Origin of the sequence: Streptomyces sp. NPDC021100 (genome assembly GCF_044333095.1) — a bacterium.
In the GTDB taxonomy this organism is placed as follows: domain Bacteria; phylum Actinomycetota; class Actinomycetes; order Streptomycetales; family Streptomycetaceae; genus Streptomyces.
In genome coordinates this window covers 227,468-251,527 of record NZ_JBIRQH010000005.1, presented here as the reverse complement: position 1 = coordinate 251,527, position 24,060 = coordinate 227,468, and the positions used below count along the sequence as shown (strand labels likewise).

Here is a 24,060-nt window from a genome sequence, read left to right as displayed (position 1 = left end):
GGCCGTCGGCGACGGGGGGCGCTGACGGCCGGCTCCGGCCGGTGAGCGAACGGAGGGGCCGCGGCCGGGACCGGCCGGCCGGGCGGGTGAGGGATGGCCGGCCGGCCCCCGACCACGACCGGGGACGGCGTCCTCCGGTCGGTCACCCACCACCTTGCCCTGACCGGGTGCCGTCGCACGGGGGCCGAACGGGCCGGTTCGGGACCGTTCGGCCCCGGTCCGCTACGCGCTCATCCTCAGGACCGCCGCCGATTCCGGGGGCAGGTGGAGCAGGCCGTGCTCGTCCGGGTGCGGAAGGGGGCGCCAGGCGGCGAGGACGCTGGTGGCCGGGGGGACGGGGAGTTCGGCCGGGGCGCGGCCGAGGTTGGCGGCCACGAGGAGGGGGCCGCGGCGGAAGGTGACGCAGCGGTCCGGGGCGGCCGCCGGGTCCGTGTCGGTCCAGTCGGGGGCGGTCAGGGACGGTTCCGCGTGGCGGAGCGTGATCAACCGGCGGTACCAGGACAGGAGTTCGGCGTGCGGGGTGCGGGCCGGCTCGTCCCAGTCGAGACAGGAGCGCAGCCGGGTGGCCGGGTCCTGGGGGTCGGGGATCTCCTCCGCGGGCCAGCCGTGGGCGGCGAACTCGCGGCGCCTGCCGCGGCGTACGGCCTCGGCCAGTTCCGGGTCGGTGTGGTCGGTGAAGTACTGCCACGGCGTCCGGGCCCCCCACTCCTCGCCCATGAACAGCATCGGCGTGAACGGCGCGCACAGCACCAGCGCGGCGGCGCAGGCGAGGAGGCCGGGGGAGAGGCGGGCGGCGAGGCGGTCGCCGAGCGCCCGGTTGCCGATCTGGTCGTGCGTCTGGGCGTAGCCGAGCAGGCGGTGGGCCGGGGTGCCGGCCGGGTCCAGGGGGCGGCCGTGCGGGCGGCCGCGGAACGACGAGTGGGTGCCGTCGTGGAAGAAGCCGCCGCGCAGCGTCTTGGTGAGGGCGAACGCCGGGTCCGCCGCGAAGTCGGCGTAGTAGCCCTGCGACTCGCCCGTCAGCGCGGTGTGCAGGGCGTGGTGGAAGTCGTCGTTCCACTGCGCGTGCAGGCCGAGGCCGCCGGACGCGCGCGGCGTGATGGTGGCGGGGTCGTTGCGGTCGGACTCGGCGATGAGGAAGAGGGGGCGGCCGAGGCGTTCGGCGAGGCCGTCCACGGCCTCGGACAGGTCGGCCAGGAAATGGCGCGGGCTGGTGTCCACGAGCGCGTGGACGGCGTCCAGCCGCAGGCCGTCGAGGCGGTAGTCCGTCAGCCAGGCCAGGGCGCTGCCGATGAGGTACGCCCGGACGTCGGCCGATCCCGGGCCGTCGAGGTTCACCGCCGCGCCCCACGGGGTCTGGTGGCGGTCGGTGAAGTACGGGCCGAAGGCCGGGAGATGGTTGCCGGACGGGCCCAGGTGGTTGTGCACCACGTCCAGGACGACGCCCAGGCCGTGCCCGTGCGCCGCGTCGACGAGGCGGCGCAGCCCGTCCGGGCCGCCGTACGGCTCGTGCACGGCCCAGGGCGCGACCCCGTCGTACCCCCAGCCGTGCCGGCCGGGGAACGGGCAGACGGGCATCAGCTCGATGTGAGTGACGCCGAGGGCGGCGAGGTGGGGGAGGTGGCGGGTCGCCGCGTCGAAGGTGCCTTCCCGGGTGAACGTGCCGGTGTGGAGCTCGTAGAGGACCGCGCCGGGGAGGTCGCGGCCCGGCCATGGGTGCCGCCATTCCCAGCGCGCCGGGTCGATGACGGCCGCCGGGCCGTCGGGGCCGTCCGGGAGGCGGCGGGCCCGGGGGTCGGGGAGGGGTGGGGCGTCGTCGAGGGCGAAGGAGTAGCGGGCGCCGGGCGCTTCGCGGTGCCACCAGCCGGGGCGGGTGGGGGTGGGTTGCATGGGGTGGGTGCCGGCGTCCGTGTGCAGCGTTACGCGTGTCGCGTGCGGGGCCCATACCTCGTACAGCACCGGCGGCTCCTCGGGTCGGAGTGGGGGTTGCCCCTGCCCCGCCCCTTCCCGTTTCTTGCGGGGGCAAGCCCCCGCACCCCCGAAGCGCGGAGCCGCGACAAGGGGGGGCTGGGGGCGAAGCCCCCAGGAATCGGCGAAGGGGCGGGACCGGGGCACAGCCCGCCGCAGGCGCCCCCCGCTCAGACCTGGTGCAGCCCCCGCCCCGCGAGCGACAGCATCACCTCGCCCACCGCCTCCGACAGTGTCGGATGCGGATGGATGTGCTGCGCCACATCGGACGCCTCCGCGTCCCAGCCGACCGTCAGCTGACCCTCGGCGATCATTTCGGAGACGTGGGGGCCGACGAGGTGGACGCCGAGGATGCGGCCGCTCTTGTCCGCCACCGCCTTCACCATGCCGCCCTGGCCGTGGACCATGCCCTTGGCGGTGCCGGTCAGGGGCATGGAGTTGACGGTGACGTCGTGGCCGGCGGCGACGGCCTGTTCCTCGGAGAGGCCGACGGACGCGGTCTGCGGGCTGGAGTAGGTGACGCGGGGCACGGCCGCGTAGTCGACCGGGCGGGAGGCGTGGCCGGCCAGGGTCTCGGCGACGAGCAGGCCCTCGGCGAACGAGGCGTGGGCCAGGCCGAGGGAGGGCGGCGGCAGCAGGTCGCCCACGACGTGGACGCCGGGCACCGCCGTCTCCAGGCGCGACCAGTCGGCCGGGGCGAGGAAGCCGCGGGCGTCGGTGGACAGTCCGGCCGCCGCCAGGCCCAGGCCGTCCGTCACCGGCACCCGGCCGACGGCCACCAGCAGGCGGTGCACGGTCAGTTCGCGGACCTCGCCGCGGGCGGTGCGGACCGTCGCCCGTACGCCGCCCTCGAAGGGGTGCGCCTCTTCGAGGCGCGCGCCCGTCTGGACGTCGATGCCGCGCTTCTTCAGGCCTCGGGTGAGGTGCCGGCTCACGTCCGCGTCCTCCAGCGGAAGCAGCCGGTCCGCCGCCTCCACCAGCGTCACGCGGGCGCCCATCGACCGGTGCAGTGAGGCGTACTCGACGCCGATCGCGCCGCCGCCCAGCACCAGGACGGACGCCGGGAGCCCCGGTGCGAACAGCGCGTCGTCGCTGGTCACCACGTGCCGGCCGTCCGGCTCCAGGCCGGGCAGGGTGCGCGGGCGGGACCCCGTGGCCAGGACGACGCCGCGCCGGGCGCGCCACTCCGTACCCGCCTCGGCGCCCGAGTCCACCCGGACCGTGCGGGCGGACGTGAGGGAGGCGGAGCCGCGCACGACGCGGACGCCCGCCTGGGCCAGGTGGCTCTCGACGCCCTTGTGGTTGCGGCCGACGATGTCGTCCCGGGTGGCGGTCAGCGCGGCCCAGTCGACGGACTCCAGCGTCGCCCGCACGCCCCAGCGTTCGCGCGCCTCCGCGATGCCGTCCACCAGTTCCGCCGCGTGCAGCATCGCCTTGCTCGGTATGCAGCCCCGGTGCAGGCAGGTGCCGCCCACGAGGTCGCGCTCGGCGAGCACCACGTCCAGGCCGAGGTGCGCCGCGCGCAGTGCGGTGCTGTAGCCGCCGGTGCCGCCGCCGATGACGATGACGTCTGTCTCATGCATGGGACAACCCTCCGCCCAGCAGCGAATATGAGTCCAACGCAAGGTTTCGATCGGAGCGATGAGCGATGTTCATGGGGGAGTCGTGAGTCTGCGGCAGATGGAGTATCTGGTGGCGGTGGTGGAGGAGCGGTCCTTCACCCGGGCCGCCGAGACGCTCAACGTCACTCAGTCCGCCCTGTCCCACCAGATCAAGGCGCTCGAACGGGAGGTGGGCGGCGACCTGCTGGAGCGGCTGCCGCGCGGGGTCGGGCTGACGCCCATGGGGCGGGCCTTCCTGCCGCACGCCGAACTCGCCGTCCGCAGCGCGGGGATGGCCCGCCGGGCGGCCCGGGCGGCCGCCGGCGCCGAGGGCGGTGAACTGCACATCGCCACCCTGCACGCGCTGGCGGTCGGCGCGCTGCCGGCCGTCCTCGCCACCTGGCGGCGGGAGTTCCCCGGCGTCCGGCTCCACCTCCACGAGTACCTGACCACGGAAGAGCTGCGCGATCACATGGACCGCGGGGTGGCCGACCTCGCGGTGGGCCCCCGGCCCGAGGGGTGGCAGGGGCCGGTGGTGCCGCTGGGGGAGGAGGAGATCAGGCTCGTCGTCTCCCGCGACGACCCGCTGGCCCGCGCCACCGCCGTCCGCCTGGCGGACCTCAGGCACCGCGCCTGGGTGCGGTGCGTGCTGGAGCCGGTGATCGACGGCCGGCGGTGGCTGGACTGGGTCTGCGAACAGCACGGCTTCAAGCCGCTCACGGCGGTGGAGACGCAGCACGCCTCCACCGCCGTACGGCTGGCGGCGGCGGGCGTCGGCATCGTCGCCGCCTCGGTCGACGTGGCCCGGACGACGGCGGGAGCGGTCACCGTTCCCGTGAACCCGGCGTGGCGGCGGGAGTTGACGGCATTCTCCCGCGTGGAGCTGACGTGGGCGGTGCGGCGCTTCGTCGGGGTGTGCCGGGAGGTGGGGTTCGGGGGCGGGGAGGACGCGCGGGGGACGGACGGGCGGAGGGCGGACGTGCTCGGTCCGGAAGCGCTCATGCCGGACGCGCCCGCGTCGGACGTCCCCGCACCGGAAGCGTTCGCGCCGGACGTCAGCCGAGCCGCCCTCGCCCTTCCGGCGCCGGAACGGTGAACAGGACGCGGAAGTACGACGCGTCGACCCGCTCCTCGACCATCCGGCCCTCCGCCTCCACCCAGGCGTGCGCGCCGAACGGCGGACGGGCCCGGACGCCCACCGCCCAGGCGGGCCAGCGGCCCCGCGCCCGGCACAGCAGCACGGTCGCCAGGGAGCGCGGGAGACAGCCCTCGTCCGAGGCGCAGCGCAGGCTGACCGCCTCCACGGCCGCCCGCGCGGCGCGGGCCTCGGCGTAGGTGGCCGGGCGGGCGCCGCGGGCTAGGCGGGTGAGGACGGCCCGGATGCGGGCCGGTGGCCGGCGCGCCAGGCGGCCGGCGAGCGCGACGGCGGCCAGGGTGAGCAGCCGCTGGCCGGGGGAGAGCCGGACCGGGGCGCGCCGGGGGACGACCGCGCTCATCCGCGCACCACCTTGGCGGCACGCATGCCGTTCAGCAGCCGTTCCACGTCGGCACGGGCCCGCTCCCCGTCGACGTCGTAGCCCTCGGTCAGGGCGTTTGCCGCCTGGTCGACCGTTCCGCCGGCCAGGAGGGTGCGGAGGGCCAGCGACGCGGTGGCGTTGAGCTGCCAGTAGCGTCCGGTGGCTCCGTCGAGCAGCACCGTGCCGTATTCGGTGTCGGTGGTCGAGACGTCGGGACGCAGGTGCAGGGCCATCGTTCGTTTCTCTCCGTGAGATCGTGAGATGTTCGGGCGCGCGGACGGAGCGGGGCGGGTCAGCCGGCGGACCGCGCCCACAGCTCGCAGGCCAGCGCGGTGGCGAAGTCCCCCTCGTGGGAGCGGGCCGCGTACGGGCGTTCGCAGAGCGCGCGGAGCGGCGCGGGGTCGGCCAGACCCAGGGCGGCGAGCCGGGAGGAGTCCCAGAGCGCGGCGAGTTCCCGGCGGTGCGCGGCGAAGCCCTCGGCGGCGATCGTCCCGCCGTCCGACTTCGTCCGCCGCTCCAGCACTTCCGGCGGCATGATCCCGCGCATCGCGGCCTTGGCCAGCGGTTTGAACTCCCATGGGGTGACGCGGTCCTGGGGCCTGGTGGCGAGGCACGCCTCGACCACCCGGTCGTCCAGGAACGGCGAGGCCGACAGGAGCTCGTCGGTGCTCGTGAGCTGGTGGAAGCCACGGACCTGCCGTCCGGCGTCCTGGAGCGCCAGCAGGTCGGCGTGGGCGCCGCGGGCCGGCGCGAGCGGTACGGCCGTCCGGACGGTCTCCCGCAGGGCGACGGTGATCAGGTGCCGTGCCTCGGGGGTGGCCCACGGGGGCAGGCGCAGGGCGCCGCCCCAGTCGAAGGCCCGGTCGCGGGCGCGGCGGGCGCGGCCCCGGACCAGGGCGGCGGCCTCCGCGGTGAGCCAGCGGCGGTAGGAGTCGCCGTCCAGCAGCGTCCGGGCCGCGTCGGCCAGGGGGAAGCCGGCGAGCCGCCGGTAGGCGTACAGGGACCTGGCGGCGGTCAACGGGCGGCTGCGCAGCAGGTCGTGGTAGCGGGCCGGGTGGCCGGTCAGGTTCTGGTCCCCGCCGAGCCCGTCGAGGTGCAGACGGGAGCCGTGTCCGGCGGCGATGGCGCGCAGGGCCCGCAGTCTGGGGGCGCTCAGCAGGGCGGTCGACGGCTCGTCCGGCAGCCCGGCGAGGCCGGTGAGACCGCTGAAGAAGGACGGCAGGTCCCGCTCGGGGAAGACGATGTGTTTCAGCCGCGGCAGCCGGGCCGCGGCCAGCCGGGCCCAGTACACGTCGTCGTCGACGCCGTCGTCGTTCTCCACGGTGAAGGCGGTCAGCGCGACGGGCTCCCGGGCGGCCAGCACGGTGATGGAGGTGGAATCCATGCCGCCGGAGAGATCGCTGGTCAGCGTGGAAGCGTCCCGGGTGCGGACGCGGACCGCCTCCTCCAGGGCCCGCCGCAGCGGTGCCGCCGCCTCCGCCAGCGGACGGACCGCCTCCGGGAGTTGCCACCAGCGGTCGACGCGGTGCCGCCGGCCGTCGGGGGAGAGGGTCAGCCGGGAGCCGGGCGGGACGGCGTCCACGCCCCGCCACGCCGGACGGTCGCTCAGCGGGTGCGGAAGGGAGCCGAGCAGGCGCAGCGCCAGCGCGGTCCGGTCGAGGGGCGCGCCGGTGAGGGCGGCCAGGACGTCGGCGCGGTCGCCGGCGACGGCCAGGCCGTCGAGGCTGCCGTGGAAGACGCGGCGCAGGCCGGAGGCGCTGCCCCGGATCTGGATCCGGCCGCCGACGGAGGCGATGAGGTGGTGGCTGCCGGCCCAGCGGGAGGCCGGCCCGTCGAGCCGCGCCGGATCGGTGGTGCGGGCGGCGAGGGCCGTCAGCTCCGACCGGCTCGCCGAGCAGTGGCCGACGACGACGAGTCGCGTCGTGCCCGCCGCGACGGCGACGACGGGTTCGGCGCCCGTCCGGCCGACCACCCAGGGGCGGCCGGACGGGTGCGTCATGATCCGCGTATGGCCCGGAGGAAGCCGGCCGGCGGCCGCCGCCGCCGTCTCGTGGTCCGGCAGAACCACGAAGAACCGTTCTCCTTGACCGGTCACCTCAACCTCCTTGTACGGGCCGCCGGATCACGACGGATTCACCAGGACTTCGAACGGGATTACCAGAACTTCGAGAAGCTGTGAGTGATCGGCTCGACGCCCTCGAGGCCGAGGTAGCCGGTCTCCTCCTGGAAAGAGCCGGCCTCGAACATTTGCGGAGCCTCGTACGGTGCGAGCGCACGCAGCTCAGTCGCCTCGTCGTTCTTCATCGCACATTCACCCTCTTCCTTGTAGATGCGGTGCATACGGTGGATACGGTGTTTTCCCGGTGGGGAACGACGCGAGCGTGCTGTTCACAGGCATGATCGAGCTGCACGTCCGCGGCTTGTCCGGAAACCGGGTGTCCTTCCCGGGAAGACGATCAACCGTAACCACGGCGGATCACCGCGGGCAACCCAGAATTGGCCCTGAAGTCAATGGAGTTGCGGAACGGCGCACTCTGTTTCGGTGGTTTCGTCGGCCCGGGAGGGGGGTTTTCGGTAAAGGGTGCCCTAAGCGTCGCCATTTACCTTTCCGGTGTTGTGGACTCCAGGTAAATGCACCGAAATTCAGGCATCACCGACGGCTTTTCGGGCGAGTGGGGCCGCCCCGCCACCGCTCCCGGGGCGCGGGCGGCGTCCGGGTCGGGCCCGGCCCCTCACTCCCGCGTCAGCAGCGCCACCGGGTACCGGTGCAACAACCGTCCCAGCAGCACCCGTTCCTCGCACGCCCGGCCCGTCAGCAGCTCGCGCCACCCGCCGCCTCCGCCTTCGGGGAGGCCCAGCGCCGTATCGCCCCAGCCGCCCGCCGCCTCCAGCCCCCGTGCCAGCCGTGTCACCACCGTCACCGCCTCGCCCGAGCGGGCGAAGGCGACGCAGTGGTCGGCGGCGGGGCCGGCGGCGGTCAGCGGGACGTACGTGGCGTCCGGGCCGAACCAGGCGGGGTGGGCGCGACGGAGGCGCAGGGCGGTACGGGTGAGGTGGAGCTTCTCGGCGGCCAAGGAGGTGGGATCCGTGGGCTCCCCGGCCGCGAAGTCCGGCGGGCGGCGGTTGTCGGGGTCGACGAGGGTGCGGGAGACGCGTTCGGTGCCCATGTAGACGTCGGGGACGCCGGGCATGGTGAGGTGGAGCAGCGCCGCACCCAGCGTGCCGGCCCGGACGGACGCCGCGGTGGCCGCCGCGAAGGCGGTGAGCTCCTCGTGGGCCGGGCCGCAGGGCCCCGCGACGACGAAGCGCTCCACCGCCTCCTCGTACGCCGCGTCGGGCTCGGTCCACGTCGTCCGCAACGCCGCCTCCCGGACGGCCTTGAGGACGGCGGGGACGAGCCGCAGGGCGTCCGGTTCGCCCAGGCCGAAGGCGGTCTGCCAGGCCGTCCAGGCCACGTGCGGCTCGGGCGCGGGCGTCCGTTCCGTCAGCCGGGCGAGCAGCCGCGCCCACTCGTCCGGGTACTCGGCGAGGACCGCTATCCGCGCCCGGACGTCGGCGCCGCGCTTGGTGTCGTGGGTGGACAGGACGGTGCCGGTGGCGGGCCAGTCGCGCTGCAGCCGGGCGCAGAAGGCGTGGAACGCGCCGGGCGCGACGGCGGGCCGGCCGGGGGAGCCGCCGACCTCCGTCGCCGAGAGCAGGGGCGCGTAGCGGTAGAAGGCGGTGTCCTCGACGGACTTGGCGTGCAGGGCGGCGGCGGTCTGGGCGAACCGGGCGCAGAAGTCCCGGTGCTCCGGGCCGTCGCCGAGCCGTCCCAGGGCCGCGTCCTTCACCACGTCCACCGCGTCCGCCTCCTCCGGCACGGCGAACGCCGCCCGCGCCTCCCGCGCGGCCTCCTCCAGCAAGACGGCGTCGGCGGGCGCCACGGGCTCGCCGGGCCGGGCGTAGGGGCGGTAGACGGGCAGCCGGACGAGGATCTCGCAGAGGGCCGTGCGCAGCGCCCAGAGGGCGTGGTCGCGGAGCGGCAGCGCGCCGTCGCAGATCCGGCCGGCGACGCGGACGAGGCGTTCGACCTCCGTCACCAGCTCGTGGGAGACCATCCGCCAGGCGGCCCGCCGGGCCGTCGCCGCCCAGTCGCCGCCGCGGTCGGGCGGCGGCGCGGCGAACGCCCGGTAGGCCGCGGTGAGCCGCTCGGCGCCGGCCGGGTCGGTGAAGAGGCCGTCGATGTGGTGGAGGGCGTCGTAGCCGGTGGTGCCGGCCACCGGCCAGCCGGCGGGCAGCGTCTCGTCGCGGGCGAGGATCTTCTCGACGACCGTCCAGCGGCCCCCGGTGGCCTCGTGCAGCCGCCGCAGATAGCCGGCCGGGTCGGCGAGCCCGTCCGGGTGGTCGATCCGCAGCCCGTCGGCCACCCCCTCGCGCAGCAGCTGGAGCACCTTGGCGTGCGTGGCCCCGAAGACCGCCGGGTCCTCGACACGGACGGCGATCAGCTCCGAGACGGTGAAGAAGCGACGGTGGTTGAGCTCGGTGCGGGCCAGCCGCCACCAGGCCGGCCGGTACCACTGGGCGTCCAGCAGCTCGGGCAGCGGCAGCTTCTCGGTGCCGGGGCGCAGGGGGAGGACGTGGTCGTAGTAGCGCAGGGTGCCTTCGTGGACGGTGAAGCGGCCGAGCTCGTCACCGAGCCGGCCGGCCAGCAGGGGGAGCAGCACCCGGCCGCCGTGCTCGGCCCAGTCGATGTCGAACCAGCGGGCGTAGCGGGAGACCGGGCCGTCCCGCAGCACCTCCCACAGCGGCCCGTTGAGGTGCTCGGGCGCGGGGACGGCCATGTGGTTGGGCACGATGTCGAGGACCAGGCCGAGCCCGTGGGCGCGGGCGGTGCGGGACAGCGCGCGCAGCCCCTCCTCGCCGCCGAGCTCGGCCCGGACCGCCGTGTGGTCCGTCACGTCGTACCCGTGCGCGGAGCCGGGGACGGCCTCGAGGATGGGGGAGAGGTGCAGGTGGGATACGCCGAGGGCGGCGAGGGCGGGCACGGCCCGCTCGGCCGCGGCGAACGGGAAGGCGGGCTGGAGCTGGAGGCGGTAGGTCGCCGTCGGAGGCGCCGGGCTGTCGCGCTTCATGGGAACATCCGTACCCAGCCGGAGGGCCATGTGCTCCCCCTAGAGCGGGCGTTGCAGGACGGCCATGCTCCGGTCGGTCAGCGTGAGCCGGTCGCCGGCGGCGAGTTTCCGCCCGTCGTCCGTCACCCCGTCCGGGAGCGCCGTGTCGACCACGACCTGCCAGAGCCGCCCGTGGTCCGGCGGGATGACGAAGTCCAGCGGCCCGTGATGGGCGTTGAACAGCAGCAGGAACGAGTCGTCGGCCACCCGCTCCCCGCGCGGCCCCGGTTCGGAGATGGCGCCGCCGTTGAGGAAGACCGTCAGCGACTTGGCGTACGCGGCCTGCCAGTCGGCGTCCCGCATCTCCTCCCCATCCGGGGTGAACCAGGCGATGTCGGACAGCTCGTTGAAGGTGCCCTGCTCCGGGCGGCCGTGGAAGAAGCGGCGGCGGCGGAAGACCGGGTGGTCCCGGCGGAGCCAGACCATGGCGCGGGTGAAGGCCAGCATGCGCCGCGCCCGCTCGGCCGCCGTGCCGTCCGGGCCGGGCCAGTGCACCCAGGACAGCTCGCTGTCCTGGCAGTAGGCGTTGTTGTTGCCGCGCTGGGTGCGGGCGAACTCGTCGCCGTGGCTGATCATCGGCACGCCCTGGCTGAGCAGCAGGGTGGCGATGAGGTTGCGCATCTGCCGCTCGCGCAGGGCGAGCACGGCCGGGTCCTCGGTCTCGCCCTCGGCGCCGCAGTTCCACGACCGGTTGTGGCTCTCGCCGTCCCGGTTGTCCTCGCCGTTGGCCTCGTTGTGCTTCTCGTTGTACGAGACCAGGTCGTGCAGGGTGAAGCCGTCGTGGCAGGTCACGAAGTTGACGGAGGCGAGCGGGCGGCGGCCGTCGTCCTGGTAGAGGTCGGAGGAGCCGGTCAGCCGGGAGCCGAAGTCGGCCAGGGTGGCCGGTTCACCGCGCCACAGGTCCCGGCAGGTGTCCCGGAACTTGCCGTTCCACTCGGTCCACAGCGGCGGGAAGTTCCCGACCTGGTAGCCGCCCTCCCCGACGTCCCACGGTTCCGCGATCAGCTTCACCTGGCTCACCACCGGGTCCTGCTGCACCAGGTCGAAGAACGACGACAGCCGGTCCACCTCGTGGAACTGCCGGGCGAGCGTCGCCGCCAGATCGAACCGGAACCCGTCCACCCGCATCTCGGTGACCCAGTAGCGCAGCGAGTCCATGATGAGCTGGAGCACATGGGGACTGCGCATCAGCAGCGAGTTCCCGGTGCCGGTGGTGTCCATATAGAACCGCGGGTCGTCCGCCAGCCGGTAGTACGAGGCGTTGTCCAGACCGCGGAACGAGAGCGTCGGCCCCAGGTGATTGCCCTCGGCCGTGTGGTTGTAGACGACGTCCAGGATCACCTCGATGCCGGCCTCGTGCAGCGCCCGCACCGCCGACTTGAACTCCAGCACCTGCTGCCCGCGGTCGCCCCACGAGGCGTAGGCGTTGTGCGGGGCGAAGAAACCGATCGTGTTGTAACCCCAGTAATTGGCCAGGCCCAGGTCCACCAGGCGGTGGTCGTTGACGAACTGGTGCACCGGCATCAGCTCGATCGCCGTCACCCCCAGGTCCTTGAGGTGGTTCACGATCGCCGGGTGCGCCAGCGCCGCGTAGCTGCCCCGGACGTCCTCCGGCAGCTCCGGGTGAAGCATCGTCAGACCCTTGACGTGCGCCTCGTAGATGACCGTGCGGTGGTACTCGGTGCGCGGCGGCCGGTCGTCGCCCCAGTCGAAGTACGGATTGACGACGACGGACGTCATCATGTGCGGAGCGGAGTCCAGGTCATTGCGGGCGTCCTGGTCGGCGAAGTGATAGCCGTAGACGGCCTCACACCAGTCGACGGCACCGCTCACCGCTCGTGCGTACGGATCCAGGAGCAGCTTGGCGGAGTTGCACCGCTGCCCCCGCTCGGGGGCGTACGGACCGTGGGCCCGGAAGCCGTACCGCTGGCCCGGCATCACCCCCGGCAGATAGGCATGGCGCACGAACGCGTCGCTTTCCCGCAGCTCGACCGCCGTCTCCGAACCGTCGTCGTGCAGCAAGCACAACTCGATCCGCTCCGCCGCCTCGGAGAAGACCGCGAAATTGGTGCCCGCACCGTCATAGGTGGCACCGAGGGGATACGCCTGTCCCGGCCAGACCTGCATAGGCTCGACTCTCTCGCGTCTCCGGCTCTCCCGGGCACCGTTGCCCCGGACCGTCGAGATACAGATCTTCCCCAAAAGCGCCGCCCCCACCGCCCGGCGGGCCACGTCCACCCGGGTGACGGGCGGGATTTCCCCCTCGGACGCACGCCTTCCGCAAGCGGGTTTCGGCCTTTCTCCGTGCTCAGTGCCGCATATCACTATGAGTCAGGTCACTCCCGTCTCGGCGTCCTCCGACAACCGCCTCATCCGGCACGTGAGTTCACCGTGTGGTCAACCGGCCCGTGTGCGCCGCCTCCCGTGGGCGCAGTAGTCTGCCTTGATCATTGAACGGGGGCGGAAGGCGGTGGACGGGTGAGCTCGGGCGGGCTGGAGCTGCCCCCTGCGGACGGCGACGCGGGGGAGGAAGCGCCCGGCAGTGCACCCCTCGGCGCGGTCTCGCTGGTACGCCCCGGTGAGATCGGGGCGGAGCTGGACTGGGACGCCGCCGCGTGGAGCGAGGTGCGCACCCGCGCCCGCCGCGCCGGCCGCGCCTACATCTGGCTGAATCTGGTGGAGCAGCGGCTGCGCGCCGTCGTCGCCGCCGTGCTGCGGCCGGTGTACGAGCCGGTGCACGGCGAGGACGAGTGGGTCGTCGCCGCGGCCGGCCCCGCCGGGCAGGAGTGGGTGCAGCGGGCCGTCGCCGTCCGCGAGGTCAGCCGCCGCAAGGGCTACCTCCTCGATCCGGCCGACGACAACGTCCTCAGCTTCCTCACCCTGCCCCAGCTGCGGGAACTGCTGGTCCAGCACTGGCCGTGCTTCGAGCCGTACCTCGACGACCGGCGCGAGCTCGAACTGGCCCTCGACGAGCTGGAGGTCACCCGGAACGTCGTCTCCCGCAACCGGGCCCTCTCCCGGACCGTCCTCGACCAGGCGGAACGGGCGTCCACCCGGCTCCTGGACATTCTCGGCAGCGGCCCCGGCGGGCACTCCGTCGACCGGCTGCCCGTCGACGCGGTCGAGGACCTGGTCGGCGACCGGTACGCGGACGTCGTCGGCGTCCACCCGGACCGGGTGCGGCTGCAGCGGCAGCTGCCCGTCGAGGACCTCTTCGGCAGCGCCCGCCGCCTCGACGCGGTGGGCATCGGCCTCAACCTGCTGGTGCAGAACTACTCGGGGCGCCGGCTGGTGCGGCTCGCCGAGCACGGCTGCCGGGCGCGGCTCCTCTTCCTCAACCCGGCGAGCAGCGCGGTCCGCCGCCGCGAGCGCGAGCTCGGCCTGAAGAAGGGCGAGATGAGCCGGTCCGTGGAGATGAACATCATGCACATGCGGCGGGTGCGCGACCGGCTGACCGATCCCACCTCGTTCGAGATCCGCGTCTTCGACGAGACCCCGCGCTTCACCGCCTACCTCGTCAACGGCGACGGACCGGACGGGCTCGCCGTCGTCCAGCCCTACCTGCGCAAGGCGCGCGGGATGGAGGCGCCGGTGCTGGTGCTGCGGGGTGGCCGGCGCACCGAGGTGCGGGCGCAGGCGCCCGACGAGCACGGGCTGTTCGACACCTATCGCGAGGAGTTCGAAGGGGTCTGGCAGGACTCGCGGCCGGTCTCCTGAGGTCCGCCCCGCCTGGCGCCCACCTGCCCTTCCTTGTCTGCCGGCTGGCATGACGCGGCATCAGCCCGTTGTCAGTGCCTCGTGCGAGGCTGGTCTTCCAACGGGGAAAGCACCACCGAGGGGGGATGTGCCATGGGCTGGCACGGGGAGCTGCTGGTCGGTTTCGACCTGGAGACGACGGGGACGGATCCGGCGGAGGCGCGGATCGTCACGGCGGCCGTCGTGGAGACCAAGGCCGGTGAGCCGGTGGGCCGGAGGAGCTGGCTCGCAGACCCCGGCGTGCCGATCCCGGACGAGGCCGCGGCCATCCACGGCATCACCGGGGAACGGGCGGCGGCGGAGGGCCGGCCCGCGGACGAGGTGGTCGCGGAGATAGGGCGGACACTGGCCGCCCACTGGGCGGCGGGCACCCCGGTCGTCGTCTACAACGCGGCCTTCGACCTCAGCCTCCTCGCCGCCGAGCTGCGCCGGTACGGCCTGCCGCCGCTGCTGCCGGAGGGGCTCGGCCCGGTCGTCGACCCCCTCACCATCGACCGTGCCGTCGACCGCTACCGCAAGGGACGCCGTACCCTCGGCGCGGTCTGCGCCGAGTACGGGGTCGTCCTGGACGCCGCCCACGAGGCGGGCGCCGACGCCCTTGCGGCGGTACGGGTCGCCCGCGCGATAGCCGAGCGGCACCCGGGCATAGGGGAGGCCGATCTGACGGACCTGCATCGCCGGCAGGTGCGCTGGTACGGCGAGTGGGCCGCGGGTTACCAGGCGTGGCTGCGGAGGCAGGGGCAGGAGGGGGCCGTGGTGGACGGGAGGTGGCCGCTGCGGTAAGGCGGGGAGCGGGGCCCGCCGGATGGCTGCCGGGCGCGGCTGCCGGCTACCGGGTGCGGCTACCGAGCGTCGTCGGGTTCGGCCTGGAGGCCCTGCTCCCGGGCCGGTCGCGGCTTCGTGTGGAGCACCTCCCGGGCCTGCTCGGCGGCGCGGAAGGTGCTCTCGGAGACGAAGTCGAGGAAGCGTGCGATGTTCTCCATGCGGATGCCGGCCGGGGTGTCGGAGCCGAGGACGCCGACGCCCTGCCGCGCGGTCCCGACGAGCCCGGCGAGGGAGCGGGCGCTGGCCATCATCGACTGGTACCAGACGTCGTCGTCGACGGTGTAGCGCTCCCGGCGGCCCTGGTCGCGCTCCCGGCGGATGAGCCCCTGGCTCTCGAGGAACGCGGCCGCCTTGGAGACGGAAGCCGGGCTCACCTGGAGGCGGCGGACGAGTTCGGCGGCGGTGAGGCTGCCGGAGTCGGTGAGGGTGAGGCAGGCCAGCACCCGGGCCATCATCCTGGGCACGCCCGACGCCATGAGGACGGTGGTGAACGTCTCCTCGTACGCGCGCACGGCCTCGGCGTCGCGTCCGTGGAGTTGCGGGGGCGCTTCCGCGGACCGTGGCGCGGCCCGTCCGCGCCGCCGGGCGCGGTGCTCGGTGGCACGGTGGGCCAGGTCGGAGCGGTAGGCGGTGGGGCCGCCGTTGCGCATCACCTCGCGGGTGACCGTCGAGGTCGGACGGTCGAGACGGCGGGCGATCTCCGCGTAGGCGAGGCCGTCGGCCAGGCCCAGCGCGATCTGTCGGCGTTCCTGCTGGGTGAGTCTGCCTCCCGGCATCTCGTCCTCCTTCACGGTCCTGGTCCCGGGGAGCCGCCACCATAGCGTTCGCTTTCATCTCATTGCAACGGTAGGCGGGTTGATGTTGCGTTACCTGTCAGGGTCGTTGCAATGATTTACCCCGATCTACCTGCAGGAATGGAGAGTTCATGCAACGGAGTCGTTGTGGGGTTCGTAAATGCAACGTAGCGTTTCCTTCGTCGGAAAGAGATCGAGCAAGGAGACCACCGTGCAGAAGTTCGCCACCCCCGCCCCCATCTCCGCCGTCCTCGCCATCCCCGCGGGCCGCGTCCGGTTCATCGCCGCCGACCGGGCCGACACCGTGGTCGAGGTCCTGCCCACGGACGCCTCCAAGGCCCGGGACGTCAAGGCCGCGGAGCGGATCGCGGTCACCTATGACGACGGTGTCCTGCGGATCACGGCCGAGCCGGCGAAGAGCCCGGTCCTCGGCAGCTCCGGATCGGCCGAGGTGACCGTCCGGCTGCCCGCCGGTTCCCGGGTCGACGCGAAGACCGCCGACGGTGAACTCCGGGGCGTCGGACGGCTCGGCGACGTCGCCTTCGAGAGCGCGCGGGGCGAGGTCAAGCTCGACGAGGCCGCGAGCGCCCGCCTCGTTCTCCAGGCCGGTGACGTCTCGGTCGGACGCCTGGGCGGCGACGCGGAGATCAGCTCCCGGAAGGGCGACCTCCGAGTCGCCGAGGCGATGCGCGGCACAGTCGTGCTGCACACCGAGGCCGGTGAGGTGTCGGTCGGCGCGGCCCGCGGCGTCTCCGCGTCGCTGGACGCGGGCACCGCCTACGGCCGGATCCACAACGCCCTCAAGAACAGCGAGGGCGCGGACGCCGGCCTGAAGATCCGCGCGACCACCTCCTACGGTGACATCACCGCGCGCAGTGTCTGACGCCGTGTCCGGCGGAGCGTGCGCCGGCCGCCGGCCGTCAGAAAGGCCGCCAGCGGACCGCCGGATCGCCGTCCCGCAGGGACGCGACCCTGCGGCGGAACTCGGCGAGCGCGGCCGGGTTGCCCGGTGCGTGCTGGGCGACCCAGGCGCAACTGGCCGTCTCGCGCGCCCCGCGCAGCACCGCGCAGCCGTCCCACTCGCGGACGTCCCAGCCGTAGGCGCGGACGAAGGCGTCGTAGGCGTGCGGGTCGAGGCCGTAGCGGTCGCGGCTGAGGGCCATGACGACCAGGTCGTGCTCGCGCAGGTCCGCGGCGAAGGTCTCCAGGTCGACCAGGACGGGCCCGTCCGGACCCACGTGGACGTTGCGGGGGAGCGCGTCGCCGTGCACCGGGCCCGGCGGCAGGTGCGGGACGAGCGCGGCGGCGGCCCCGGCGAAACCGTCGCGCCGCTCGCGCAGGTACGCGGCGTCCGCCGGGTCGATCGCCTCGCCGGCCAGCAGCAGCCAGCGCTCGACACCGTCGAGCAGCTCGCGCGGCGGCAGGCCGAAGTCCGGGACGGGCAGGGCGTGGACGAGCCGGAGCAGCTCGGCCAGGTCCTCGGGGGCCGCGGGGCGGACGGCGTCGGGGAGGCGGTGCCAGAGCGTCACCGGGTGCCCGTCCGCCATCACCACGTCCGCCTCGGCAGGCCGCACGGCCGGGACGCCGCTCTCCGCCAGCCAGGCGGCGACGCGCAGTTCGCGGCGCGCGCGGTCGGCGAGCGTGGCGTGCCGTCCGACCTTCACCACCAGGCCGCCGGCCGCGAACACCGCGTTCTCGCCCAGGGCGAGCAGCGTCGCGTCGCGTGCCGCGGGCTCCGTCACCCCGGCCCGTGTCAGGAGGGCGCGCGCCCGCCGCTCCGTGAATGCCGCCTCCGACACGTCGGCCACCGTCCGTACCCTCGCTCTCGTTCCGTCCCCTCGGCCCCGCGACGCGGGCGTCCGGCGCCCGGCGTCCCTGTGAGGGGTGTCCCGGGCATTCTGCCGTCTGCCGGCGCCGGGGTCCGCACCGGCGGCCGTCCGCCGGGGCCGCCGGCCGTCGAACGTCCGTCCCCGTGGACGGATCGCCGAGGCGAGGAAGAGGCGGAAGAGAGGTGGAAGGGGCCGGGAAGAGGGGGAAAGAGGCGGGAAACCACTGCTGCCCTCGTCGGACGCGCCCCGCGGCTCGCGGACCGGCCCGGCGCGGCGGAACCGGGCCGTCCGGCCGTCGGCGATCGGACGCGCGGGGTACCGACCGCCTGGTACGGTCCCCTCGGCCGCCGTGCCTCACCCCCACGGGGCACGGCGGTCGTCTCCGTCACCGGCGGCCCTCGGAACTCCCCGTAGCCGTCCCTGGCGGCCGCATTAGGCTCCGGTCACCGACGTGTGACTGGAGTGCTGCATGACGACCGCGATACTCGGCTTCGCCCTCTTCTCCCTCCTGGTGACGGTCTCACCGGGCCCCGACCTCGTGCTCGTGCTGCGCAACTGCCTGCGCGGCGGGCGCCGGGCCGGCGCCGCCACCGGCCTCGGGGCGGCCGTGGGTTCGCTGGGCTGGGGCGTGGCCGCCGCGTTCGGCCTGGCGGCGGCGCTCCAGCGGTGGGACGCGGCGTTCACGTTCGTCAAACTCGCCGGCGCCGCCTACCTCGTCTTCCTCGGTGCCCAGGCGCTCTGGGCGCAGCGCCGCGCCGTCGCCCTGTCCAAGGAGCCGCCGGCCGTGGTGCCGGAGGGCGACGCGCCCGGGGCGCTCGGCGCCGGCGCGGCCTTCCGGCAGGGCGTGCTGAGCTGCCTGCTCAACCCCAAGGTCGGCGTCTTCTTCGTCGCGGTCGCCCCGCAGTTCCTGCCGGACGGCGCGTCCCCGCTCACCACCACCCTCCTCTTCGGGGTGATCGACGCGGTGATCGCCGCCGCCTGGCTGCTGCTCGTGACCCTCGGCGCCACCCGCTTCATGGCCTGGCTGCGCCGCCCCCGCGTCCACCGCAACCTGGAACGCGCCACGGGAGGCGTCCTGTTGGCGCTGGGCCTCGGGACGGCCGCCGAGTCGGTGGTCTGATTCCCGGCCGCTCAGGCGTGAGGCCCGTTCAGGCGTGCAGCCCGCTCAGGCCCGAAGCGCGTTCAGGCGCGAAGTCCGCTCAGGCGGTGAAGTCCGCCGCGTGCTCCTCGGCCCACGCCGCGAACGTACGGGCCGGACGCCCCGTCAGCAGCTCGACGCCGGGCGCGACCGCCTCCGGAACGCCGTCCGCGGCCCGCCACGCGGCGAGCAGCGTGTCCGCGTTGACCTCCGGCATGAAGGCGGAGACCGACCGCTTCCACTCCTCCGGGCTCACGGTCTCGACGGTCAGGGTCCGCCCCACGGCGCGCCCGATGTGCTCCACCTGTTCCCGGTAGGTGAGCGACTCCGGTCCGGAGAGCGTGTGCCCGGTGCCGCGGTGCGCCTCGGAGGTGAGCACCGCGTGGGCGGCCCCGGCGATGTCCCGCTCGTGGATGGAGGCGGAGTGCGCGTCGGGGTAGGGGAGGCGGACGACGCCCTCGGAGCGGATGGCGTGGGCCCAGCCGAGCGCGTTGGTGGCGAAGCCGCCCGGCCGCAGCGCGGTGGAGACGATCGGGGACGCCGCCAGGGCCCGCTCGGCGTCCCGGTGCATGTCGACGATCGGGTTCCGGACGTCCTCCGGCGCCAGCGCGGCCGTCGACGACAGCAGGACGATGTGCTCCACCCCGGCCCGCGCCGCCTCGGCGAGGAAGGCGTCGGCGTGCGACGCCCGGGCGTAGAGGAAGACCGACGTCACACCGTCGAGGGCGGCGGGGAACGTCTCCGGCTCGCCGAGCGAACAGCGCACGGTGGGCGTGCCGTCCGGCAGCTCCAGCCGCTCGGGCGCGTTCGAGGCGACGCGGACCGGACGGCCGTCGGCGCGCAGAAGGTCGACGAGGGCACGGGCCACGCGCCCGCGGCCGCCGGTCACGAGAGTCGTCATGATCTGGAGAGCCTTCCGTAGCATGGGGGAGGCACACGAACCGTGCGCCACGCAAAGATTGTGTCGCGCAAAGATCGACTAACGCAAGGGGATTTCCATGGCGGACGGAGACCGAGTACCGGAGCGCGCCGAGCTGCTCGCGCGGATCGAGGCCGAGAGCCGGAGCCATTACGCGGTGTGGACCCTGTTCAACCAGGCCCTGGCCGACCGCCTGGGCCTGCACCCCACCGACCTCCAGTGCGTCGGCGTCCTGGCCGAGCAGGACCACCCGCTGTGCACCGGCGAGATCGCCCGCCTCACCGGCCTGACCCCGGGCTCCGCCACCCGCCTCGTCGACCGCCTCATCAAGTCCGGCCTCGCGGAACGCCACACCGACCCCACCGACCGCCGCCGCGCCCTCGTCTCCCTCACCCCCGGTTCCCTCGCCACCGTCCGCGCCGCATGGGGCGAACCGGGCCGGGCCTTCGGCGACGTACTGGCGGGCTACACCGACGAACAACTCGCCGTCATCGGTGATTACCTCCGCCGCGCCTCGGAGGTGGGCCGTACCCAGACCGAACGCCTGCGGGCGGAGGCGGCCGGGCGGAAGTGAGGGGCGCCCGGCCGGGCGGGCCGGAGGCGGCCATCGGCCGCTCCCGGCGCTAAGCCGCCGCGCGCGCCTCCCGCGTGCCGGTACGCGCCGCGGCCCCCACCGCCCCTTCTTCGTACCGCCGCACCAGCAGCGTCACCACCTCCCGCGCCGCGCCCAGCGGTTCCGCCACCGCGTCGGCGCCCGCCGCGTGGGCGCCCGCCGCGATGCGGTCCGGGAGGCGGCCGGGGGCCAGCATGTAGCGGGCCACGGCGACGCGGTGGCAGCCGTCGGCGCGGAGGGCGCGGACCGCGTCGTCCGTGCGGGGGCCGGTGGCCGAGGCGTAGGCGGGGCGGACGGTGTGCCAGCCGGTGGACTGCCAGGTGCGGGCCAGGGCTTCGACGGCGGCGGTGGCCGTCGGGTCGGAGGAGCCGGCGGCGGCCAGGACGACGCCCGTGGTGCGGCGGGCGTGCGCGGGGACGCCCGCCTCGCGCAGGCGTCTTTCCAGAGCCGAGAGGAGGAGGGGGGACGGGCCCAGCACCGGCGTCCGGTGGACCGCCAGCCCCGGCGGGGTGGCGGTACGGAGTACGTCGGGGATGTCCGTCGACGCGTGGAAGGCGTGCGTCAGCAGCAGCGGTACGGCCACCGCCGTCCGTACCCCGTCCTCCGCCAGGCGGCCGAGGGCCGTCGGTACGTCGGGGGCGCGGAGGTCCAGGAAGCCGGCCGCGACCCGTACGCCCGGGAGGCGGGCCGCGACCCGGGTGCGCAGGGCGGCGACGGTCGCCGCGTGGCGCGGGTCGCGGCTGCCGTGGGCGACGAGGAGCAGCGCGGGGGGCGTGTCCGTCACTTCGCCGCCAGTCCCCGGGTGCGGAGCACCCGGCGTTCCAGGGGGCTGAAGACCGCCAGGTCGATGGCGATGCCGACGAAGAGGATCAGCAGGATGCCGAGCAGCACCCCCGGCATGTCGGAGTCGGTGCGCGCGTTCTCCAGGTACTGGCCCAGGCCCAGCCCCAGGTCGGGGGAGGACGCGATGAGTTCGGCCGCCATCAGGGAGCGCCAGGAGAACGCCCAGCCCTGCTTGAGGCCGGCGAGGTAGCCGGGGAGTGCCGCCGGCAGCAGGACGTGGCGTGCGCCCCGGGCCCCCGTCGCGCCCAGGGTGCGGCCGGCCCGCAGGTACAGCGGCGGCACCTGGTCGATGCCGGACACCAGCCCGTTGGCGATGGACGGGACGGCGCCCAGCAGGATCACCGCGTACATCGCCGCGTCCGTGATCCCCAGCCAGATGACCGCGGCCGGTACCCACGCCACCGAGGGCAGCGACTGGAGGCCGGAGAGGATGGGGCCGAGCGCCGCGCGGACGAAGGGCACGCGCGCCACCAGCAGGCCGAGCGGCGTGCCCAGGGCGAGCGCGGCCAGGAAGCCGAGCAGGCCGCGCGAGACGCTGGTCCAGATGATGTCGAACAGCGTTCCCTGGAGCCAGAGTTCGCGGAGGCTGTGCCAGACGGCGGACGGGTCGGGCAGCTTGTAGTCCTCCGTGACCCCGGCGACGACCAGCAGCTTCCAGACGGCGACGACGAGGACGACGGCCGTGACCGGCGGCAGCACCTTGTGCAGCAGCACCCGCCGCAGCGGCGGGCGTTCGACCGGGACGGCGTCCAGGGCGTCGAGTCCGGCCTCCAGCCCGGCCAGGTCGGTGGAGGCGGTCCCCGTGGAGGCGGTCTCAGTGCTTGCCATGGCGGCGGATCTCCCCACGCAGTTCCTCGGTGATCTCCACGGACAGGTCGGCGACCGCCGCGTCCTCGATGCGGCGCGGTTGCGGGATGCCGACCGTCCACTCCCGCGCCACCCGGCCCGGCCGGGACGACAGCAGCACCACGCGCTGCCCCAGCCGTACCGCCTCGCGCACGTTGTGCGTGACGAACAGCACCGACAGCGCGGACCCCGGCTCCGACGACTCCGACCAGATCCGGGTGAGTTCGTGGTGCAGCACGTCCCGGGTGATGGCGTCGAGCGCGGCGAACGGCTCGTCCATCAGCAGCAGCCGGCTGTCCTGCGCCAGCGCCCGGGCGAGGGCGACGCGCTGCCGCATGCCGCCGGACAGCTCGTGCACCCGCTTGCGGTGCGCGCCGCCCAGCCGGACGAGGTCGAGCAGCCGCTCGGCCTCCGCGCGCCGGTCGGCCCGGGGCACGCCGCGCAGCCGCAGCGCGAGCTCGATGTTGCGGCCGGCCGTCAGCCACGGGAACAGGGCGTGCTCCTGGAACATCAGCGCCGGCCGGCCGCCGGGCACGTCGATGGTGCCCGCGGTGGGCCGGTCCAGTCCGGCGACCAGGTTCAGCAGCGTGGACTTCCCGCAGCCGCTGGCCCCCAGCAGGCAGACGAACTCCCCGGGGCGGACGTCGAGCGTGATGTCCTCCAGGACCGGGCGGCCGTCGCCGGACCGGCCGAAGTGCTTGTGGACGCGGTCGATCCGGACGGCGGGCGGCGCGTCGCCCGCCGGTGCGAGGGGGGTGCCGGTCGTGTCGGTGGTCGTGGTGGTCGGGGTCGGGGCCATCCGGACCTCCTGTGTGCGGTCGGTGGTGCGTGCGGGAACGGGTCGTACCGCCTACTGCCGGCCGAGCCCCGCCGCGTCGACGGGCGGCCGGCCCTCGGTCTTGAGGACCTTGTCGAGCGGAGCCAGGTCGTAGATGCCGGACAGGTCCGGCTTGTCCAGCAGGCCGGCGGTGACCGCGTGGTCGGCCTCGGCCCGCAGCGTGGCCGCCAGCGGGTCGTCGGTGGTCCGGATGGACGCCCACGCCGGGTCCAGGACGTCGGCCGGCAGCGCCTTGCCGGACAGCTTCTTCAGCGCCGCGTTGGCGGACTCCTTCGCCTTCGCCGGGTTGGCCGCGATCCAGGCGTTGGTGCGCACCGAGCCGCGCAGCACGGCCTCGACGACGTCCGGGTGCCGATCGAGGAACTTCCGCGACACGATCACGTTCGTGATGACGAACTTCCCGCCCGGCCACAGGGACGACTCGTCCAGCAGCACCTTGCCGCCCTCGGACACCAGCTTCGACGCGGTCGGCTCGGGCACCCACGCGCCGTCCACCGCACCGGACTTGAACGCGTCCGGCGTGACCTTGTTGTCCGTCCGCACCACCGACACATCGCCCTTGCCGCTCTGCGGGTCGACCTTCCAGCCCTTGCCCGCGATCCAGTTGAGGAAGGCGACGTCCTGGGTGTTGCCCTTCTGCGGGGTGGCGATCCGCTTGCCCTTGACGCCGTCGAGCGTGCGGATCTTCTTGGGGTCGACGACGAGCTTGACGCCGCCCGACGCCGAGCCGGAGATGATCCGCAGGTTCTCGCCCTTGGCCTTGACGTAGCCGTTGATCGCCGGAGAGGGGCCGATCCAGCCGATGTCGATCGACCCGGCGTTGAGCGCCTCGATCTCGGACGGGCCCGCGTTGAACGTGGTCGACTTCAGCTTGGTGCCGCCCAACTCCCTGCGGAGGATGCCCTCCTGCTCGCCGACCAGCGGGGTGGCGTGCGTGATGTTGGGGAAGTAGCCGATGGTGACGGAGTCGGCCGACAGCTTCGCCGCCCCGGCGGCGGCCTGGCCGGCGGGGCGCGTGTCGTCCTTCGCGGAACCGTAGCCGCAGGACGCCAGAGTCAGGGTGAGGGCCAGGGCCAGGAGGGGAACGGCGGCCGCGCGTGGTCGGCGGCGGGCGGAGGCGGGCATGGGGGTGGTTCCTCTCGGCGGGGCGGTGGGGGAGCGTCGGCGCGAGGCGCGGGGGAGCGGCGGGGGCTTGAACAGGAGGTTCCGACAGGGGTGTTGCGCGGCTGTTGCACGGATATTGCGGGGCGGTGCGTGGTGCGGCGACGACGGGCGGGGCCGCCGTGCCGCGCGGGCCTCGCGGCCCGTGTGGTCCGGTGCGGCGGCGGCGACCGTACGGGCGCCGTGCCGCGGGGCGCGGTGCCGGTGCGGCACGGCGGGCCCGTGCCCGGCACCGGGCGCCGTCGCCGACCGGTCGGCACCGGAC

Annotated in this window: 21 protein-coding genes; 6 read left to right on the top strand and 15 right to left on the bottom strand. The window is 74.5% G+C overall.

The genetic code is table 11. The features are described from left to right. Positions 1-222: 222 nt before the first annotated feature. Both treZ and lpdA read right to left on the bottom strand, forming a co-directional pair. Positions 223-1,956 (bottom strand): malto-oligosyltrehalose trehalohydrolase, encoded by a 1,734-nt coding sequence (gene treZ, locus ACH4PU_RS13240; RefSeq protein WP_398270546.1) that lies wholly within the window; start codon positions 1,954-1,956, stop codon positions 223-225. A 179-nt stretch (positions 1,957-2,135) separates the two neighbouring features. Next, positions 2,136-3,548 carry a dihydrolipoyl dehydrogenase gene (gene lpdA, locus ACH4PU_RS13235; protein ID WP_398270543.1) on the bottom strand — a complete coding sequence of 471 codons (1,413 nt, stop codon included), beginning with the start codon at positions 3,546-3,548 and terminating at the stop codon, positions 2,136-2,138. A gap of 58 nt (positions 3,549-3,606) precedes the next feature. Here lpdA and ACH4PU_RS13230 point away from each other — a divergent pair, with 58 nt between their 5' ends. Beyond that, the gene (locus ACH4PU_RS13230; RefSeq protein WP_398270540.1) at positions 3,607-4,662 is read left to right on the top strand and encodes a LysR family transcriptional regulator; all 1,056 of its coding nucleotides are present in this window, start codon (positions 3,607-3,609) and stop codon (positions 4,660-4,662) included. On the opposite strand, the gene ACH4PU_RS13225 is transcribed toward ACH4PU_RS13230, so the two are convergent. The 6 genes from ACH4PU_RS13225 to glgX form a co-directional block, all read right to left on the bottom strand. Further along, complete coding sequence (locus ACH4PU_RS13225; RefSeq protein ID WP_398270537.1) at positions 4,622-5,062, bottom strand: lasso peptide biosynthesis B2 protein; 441 nt, start codon at positions 5,060-5,062, stop codon at positions 4,622-4,624. The two genes, ACH4PU_RS13230 and ACH4PU_RS13225, sit on opposite strands and share 41 nt — an antisense overlap. Then, a complete protein-coding gene (locus tag ACH4PU_RS13220) occupies positions 5,059-5,316 on the bottom strand; it encodes a lasso peptide biosynthesis PqqD family chaperone (RefSeq protein ID WP_398270534.1) in 258 nt (85 codons plus the stop codon). Before ACH4PU_RS13220 ends, ACH4PU_RS13225 begins: the two co-directional genes overlap by 4 nt. Positions 5,317-5,375: 59 nt before the next feature. Then, the gene (locus ACH4PU_RS13215; RefSeq protein WP_398270531.1) at positions 5,376-7,178 is read right to left on the bottom strand and encodes an asparagine synthase-related protein; all 1,803 of its coding nucleotides are present in this window, start codon (positions 7,176-7,178) and stop codon (positions 5,376-5,378) included. A gap of 59 nt (positions 7,179-7,237) precedes the next feature. Continuing rightward, positions 7,238-7,423: a keywimysin-related RiPP gene (locus ACH4PU_RS13210; RefSeq protein WP_398270528.1), complete on the bottom strand. Its 186-nt coding sequence runs from the start codon at positions 7,421-7,423 to the stop codon at positions 7,238-7,240. A gap of 392 nt (positions 7,424-7,815) precedes the next feature. Then, the gene (treY, locus tag ACH4PU_RS13205) at positions 7,816-10,194 is read right to left on the bottom strand and encodes a malto-oligosyltrehalose synthase (protein ID WP_398270525.1); all 2,379 of its coding nucleotides are present in this window, start codon (positions 10,192-10,194) and stop codon (positions 7,816-7,818) included. A gap of 39 nt (positions 10,195-10,233) precedes the next feature. Beyond that, positions 10,234-12,360, bottom strand: coding sequence for a glycogen debranching protein GlgX (gene glgX, locus ACH4PU_RS13200; RefSeq protein WP_398270522.1), 2,127 nt, complete (start codon positions 12,358-12,360; stop codon positions 10,234-10,236). Between the two features lie 351 nt (positions 12,361-12,711). Between glgX and ACH4PU_RS13195 the strand changes: the two genes are divergently transcribed. Both ACH4PU_RS13195 and ACH4PU_RS13190 read left to right on the top strand, forming a co-directional pair. Continuing rightward, entirely contained in the window at positions 12,712-13,950 is a 1,239-nt protein-coding gene (locus ACH4PU_RS13195; RefSeq protein WP_398270519.1) for an SAV2148 family HEPN domain-containing protein, read from the top strand. A 132-nt stretch (positions 13,951-14,082) separates the two neighbouring features. Further along, positions 14,083-14,772 (top strand): 3'-5' exonuclease, encoded by a 690-nt coding sequence (locus ACH4PU_RS13190; RefSeq protein WP_398270516.1) that lies wholly within the window; start codon positions 14,083-14,085, stop codon positions 14,770-14,772. A gap of 59 nt (positions 14,773-14,831) precedes the next feature. On the opposite strand, the gene ACH4PU_RS13185 is transcribed toward ACH4PU_RS13190, so the two are convergent. After that, on the bottom strand, positions 14,832-15,590 hold the full coding sequence (locus ACH4PU_RS13185; RefSeq protein WP_398270513.1) for a helix-turn-helix domain-containing protein: 759 nt from the start codon (positions 15,588-15,590) through the stop codon (positions 14,832-14,834). A gap of 229 nt (positions 15,591-15,819) precedes the next feature. On the opposite strand from ACH4PU_RS13185, the gene ACH4PU_RS13180 reads away from it, so the two are divergent. Then, positions 15,820-16,491: a DUF4097 family beta strand repeat-containing protein gene (locus tag ACH4PU_RS13180; protein WP_398270510.1), complete on the top strand. Its 672-nt coding sequence runs from the start codon at positions 15,820-15,822 to the stop codon at positions 16,489-16,491. 37 nt (positions 16,492-16,528) lie between these two features. Here the strand turns inward: ACH4PU_RS13180 and ACH4PU_RS13175 are convergent, their stop codons facing one another. After that, positions 16,529-17,407, bottom strand: coding sequence for a phosphotransferase enzyme family protein (locus tag ACH4PU_RS13175; RefSeq protein ID WP_398270508.1), 879 nt, complete (start codon positions 17,405-17,407; stop codon positions 16,529-16,531). A gap of 499 nt (positions 17,408-17,906) precedes the next feature. On the opposite strand from ACH4PU_RS13175, the gene ACH4PU_RS13170 reads away from it, so the two are divergent. Further along, positions 17,907-18,557 carry a LysE family translocator gene (locus ACH4PU_RS13170; protein WP_398270505.1) on the top strand — a complete coding sequence of 217 codons (651 nt, stop codon included), beginning with the start codon at positions 17,907-17,909 and terminating at the stop codon, positions 18,555-18,557. 79 nt (positions 18,558-18,636) lie between these two features. On the opposite strand, the gene ACH4PU_RS13165 is transcribed toward ACH4PU_RS13170, so the two are convergent. Continuing rightward, a complete protein-coding gene (locus tag ACH4PU_RS13165) occupies positions 18,637-19,476 on the bottom strand; it encodes an NAD(P)H-binding protein (RefSeq protein ID WP_398270502.1) in 840 nt (279 codons plus the stop codon). Positions 19,477-19,573: 97 nt separating this feature from the next. On the opposite strand from ACH4PU_RS13165, the gene ACH4PU_RS13160 reads away from it, so the two are divergent. Continuing rightward, entirely contained in the window at positions 19,574-20,068 is a 495-nt protein-coding gene (locus ACH4PU_RS13160; RefSeq protein ID WP_398270499.1) for a MarR family winged helix-turn-helix transcriptional regulator, read from the top strand. 49 nt (positions 20,069-20,117) lie between these two features. Here ACH4PU_RS13160 and ACH4PU_RS13155 read toward each other — a convergent pair whose 3' ends face one another. From ACH4PU_RS13155 to ACH4PU_RS13140, 4 genes are read right to left on the bottom strand one after another with little or no spacing between them, the layout of a single operon-like run. After that, positions 20,118-20,891 (bottom strand): sirohydrochlorin chelatase, encoded by a 774-nt coding sequence (locus ACH4PU_RS13155; RefSeq protein WP_398270496.1) that lies wholly within the window; start codon positions 20,889-20,891, stop codon positions 20,118-20,120. Then, positions 20,888-21,778 carry an ABC transporter permease gene (locus ACH4PU_RS13150; protein WP_398270493.1) on the bottom strand — a complete coding sequence of 297 codons (891 nt, stop codon included), beginning with the start codon at positions 21,776-21,778 and terminating at the stop codon, positions 20,888-20,890. The genes ACH4PU_RS13155 and ACH4PU_RS13150 overlap by 4 nt, the downstream gene beginning before the upstream one ends. Beyond that, the gene (locus ACH4PU_RS13145; RefSeq protein WP_398270490.1) at positions 21,765-22,595 is read right to left on the bottom strand and encodes an ABC transporter ATP-binding protein; all 831 of its coding nucleotides are present in this window, start codon (positions 22,593-22,595) and stop codon (positions 21,765-21,767) included. Before ACH4PU_RS13145 ends, ACH4PU_RS13150 begins: the two co-directional genes overlap by 14 nt. Before the next feature lie 51 nt (positions 22,596-22,646). Beyond that, entirely contained in the window at positions 22,647-23,759 is a 1,113-nt protein-coding gene (locus ACH4PU_RS13140; protein ID WP_398270487.1) for an aliphatic sulfonate ABC transporter substrate-binding protein, read from the bottom strand. Positions 23,760-24,060 lie beyond the last annotated feature (301 nt).

Excerpts from the sequence above, each read along its gene's own strand:
- ACH4PU_RS13140 (WP_398270487.1), bottom strand. The coding sequence starts at position 23,759 with ATGCCCGCCTCCGCCCGCCGCCGACCACGCGCGGCCGCCGTTCCCCTC.
- treY (WP_398270525.1), bottom strand. The coding sequence starts at position 10,194 with ATGAAGCGCGACAGCCCGGCGCCTCCGACGGCGACCTACCGCCTCCAG.
- ACH4PU_RS13230 (WP_398270540.1), top strand. The coding sequence starts at position 3,607 with ATGAGCGATGTTCATGGGGGAGTCGTGAGTCTGCGGCAGATGGAGTAT.
- ACH4PU_RS13190 (WP_398270516.1), top strand. The coding sequence starts at position 14,083 with ATGGGCTGGCACGGGGAGCTGCTGGTCGGTTTCGACCTGGAGACGACG.
- ACH4PU_RS13145 (WP_398270490.1), bottom strand. The coding sequence starts at position 22,595 with ATGGCCCCGACCCCGACCACCACGACCACCGACACGACCGGCACCCCC.
- ACH4PU_RS13210 (WP_398270528.1), bottom strand. The coding sequence starts at position 7,423 with ATGCACCGCATCTACAAGGAAGAGGGTGAATGTGCGATGAAGAACGAC.
- ACH4PU_RS13170 (WP_398270505.1), top strand. The coding sequence starts at position 17,907 with ATGACGACCGCGATACTCGGCTTCGCCCTCTTCTCCCTCCTGGTGACG.
- ACH4PU_RS13220 (WP_398270534.1), bottom strand. The coding sequence starts at position 5,316 with ATGGCCCTGCACCTGCGTCCCGACGTCTCGACCACCGACACCGAATAC.
- lpdA (WP_398270543.1), bottom strand. The coding sequence starts at position 3,548 with ATGCATGAGACAGACGTCATCGTCATCGGCGGCGGCACCGGCGGCTAC.
- ACH4PU_RS13165 (WP_398270502.1), bottom strand. The coding sequence starts at position 19,476 with ATGACGACTCTCGTGACCGGCGGCCGCGGGCGCGTGGCCCGTGCCCTC.
- ACH4PU_RS13185 (WP_398270513.1), bottom strand. The coding sequence starts at position 15,590 with ATGCCGGGAGGCAGACTCACCCAGCAGGAACGCCGACAGATCGCGCTG.
- ACH4PU_RS13225 (WP_398270537.1), bottom strand. The coding sequence starts at position 5,062 with ATGAGCGCGGTCGTCCCCCGGCGCGCCCCGGTCCGGCTCTCCCCCGGC.
- ACH4PU_RS13160 (WP_398270499.1), top strand. The coding sequence starts at position 19,574 with ATGGCGGACGGAGACCGAGTACCGGAGCGCGCCGAGCTGCTCGCGCGG.
- ACH4PU_RS13150 (WP_398270493.1), bottom strand. The coding sequence starts at position 21,778 with ATGGCAAGCACTGAGACCGCCTCCACGGGGACCGCCTCCACCGACCTG.
- glgX (WP_398270522.1), bottom strand. The coding sequence starts at position 12,360 with ATGCAGGTCTGGCCGGGACAGGCGTATCCCCTCGGTGCCACCTATGAC.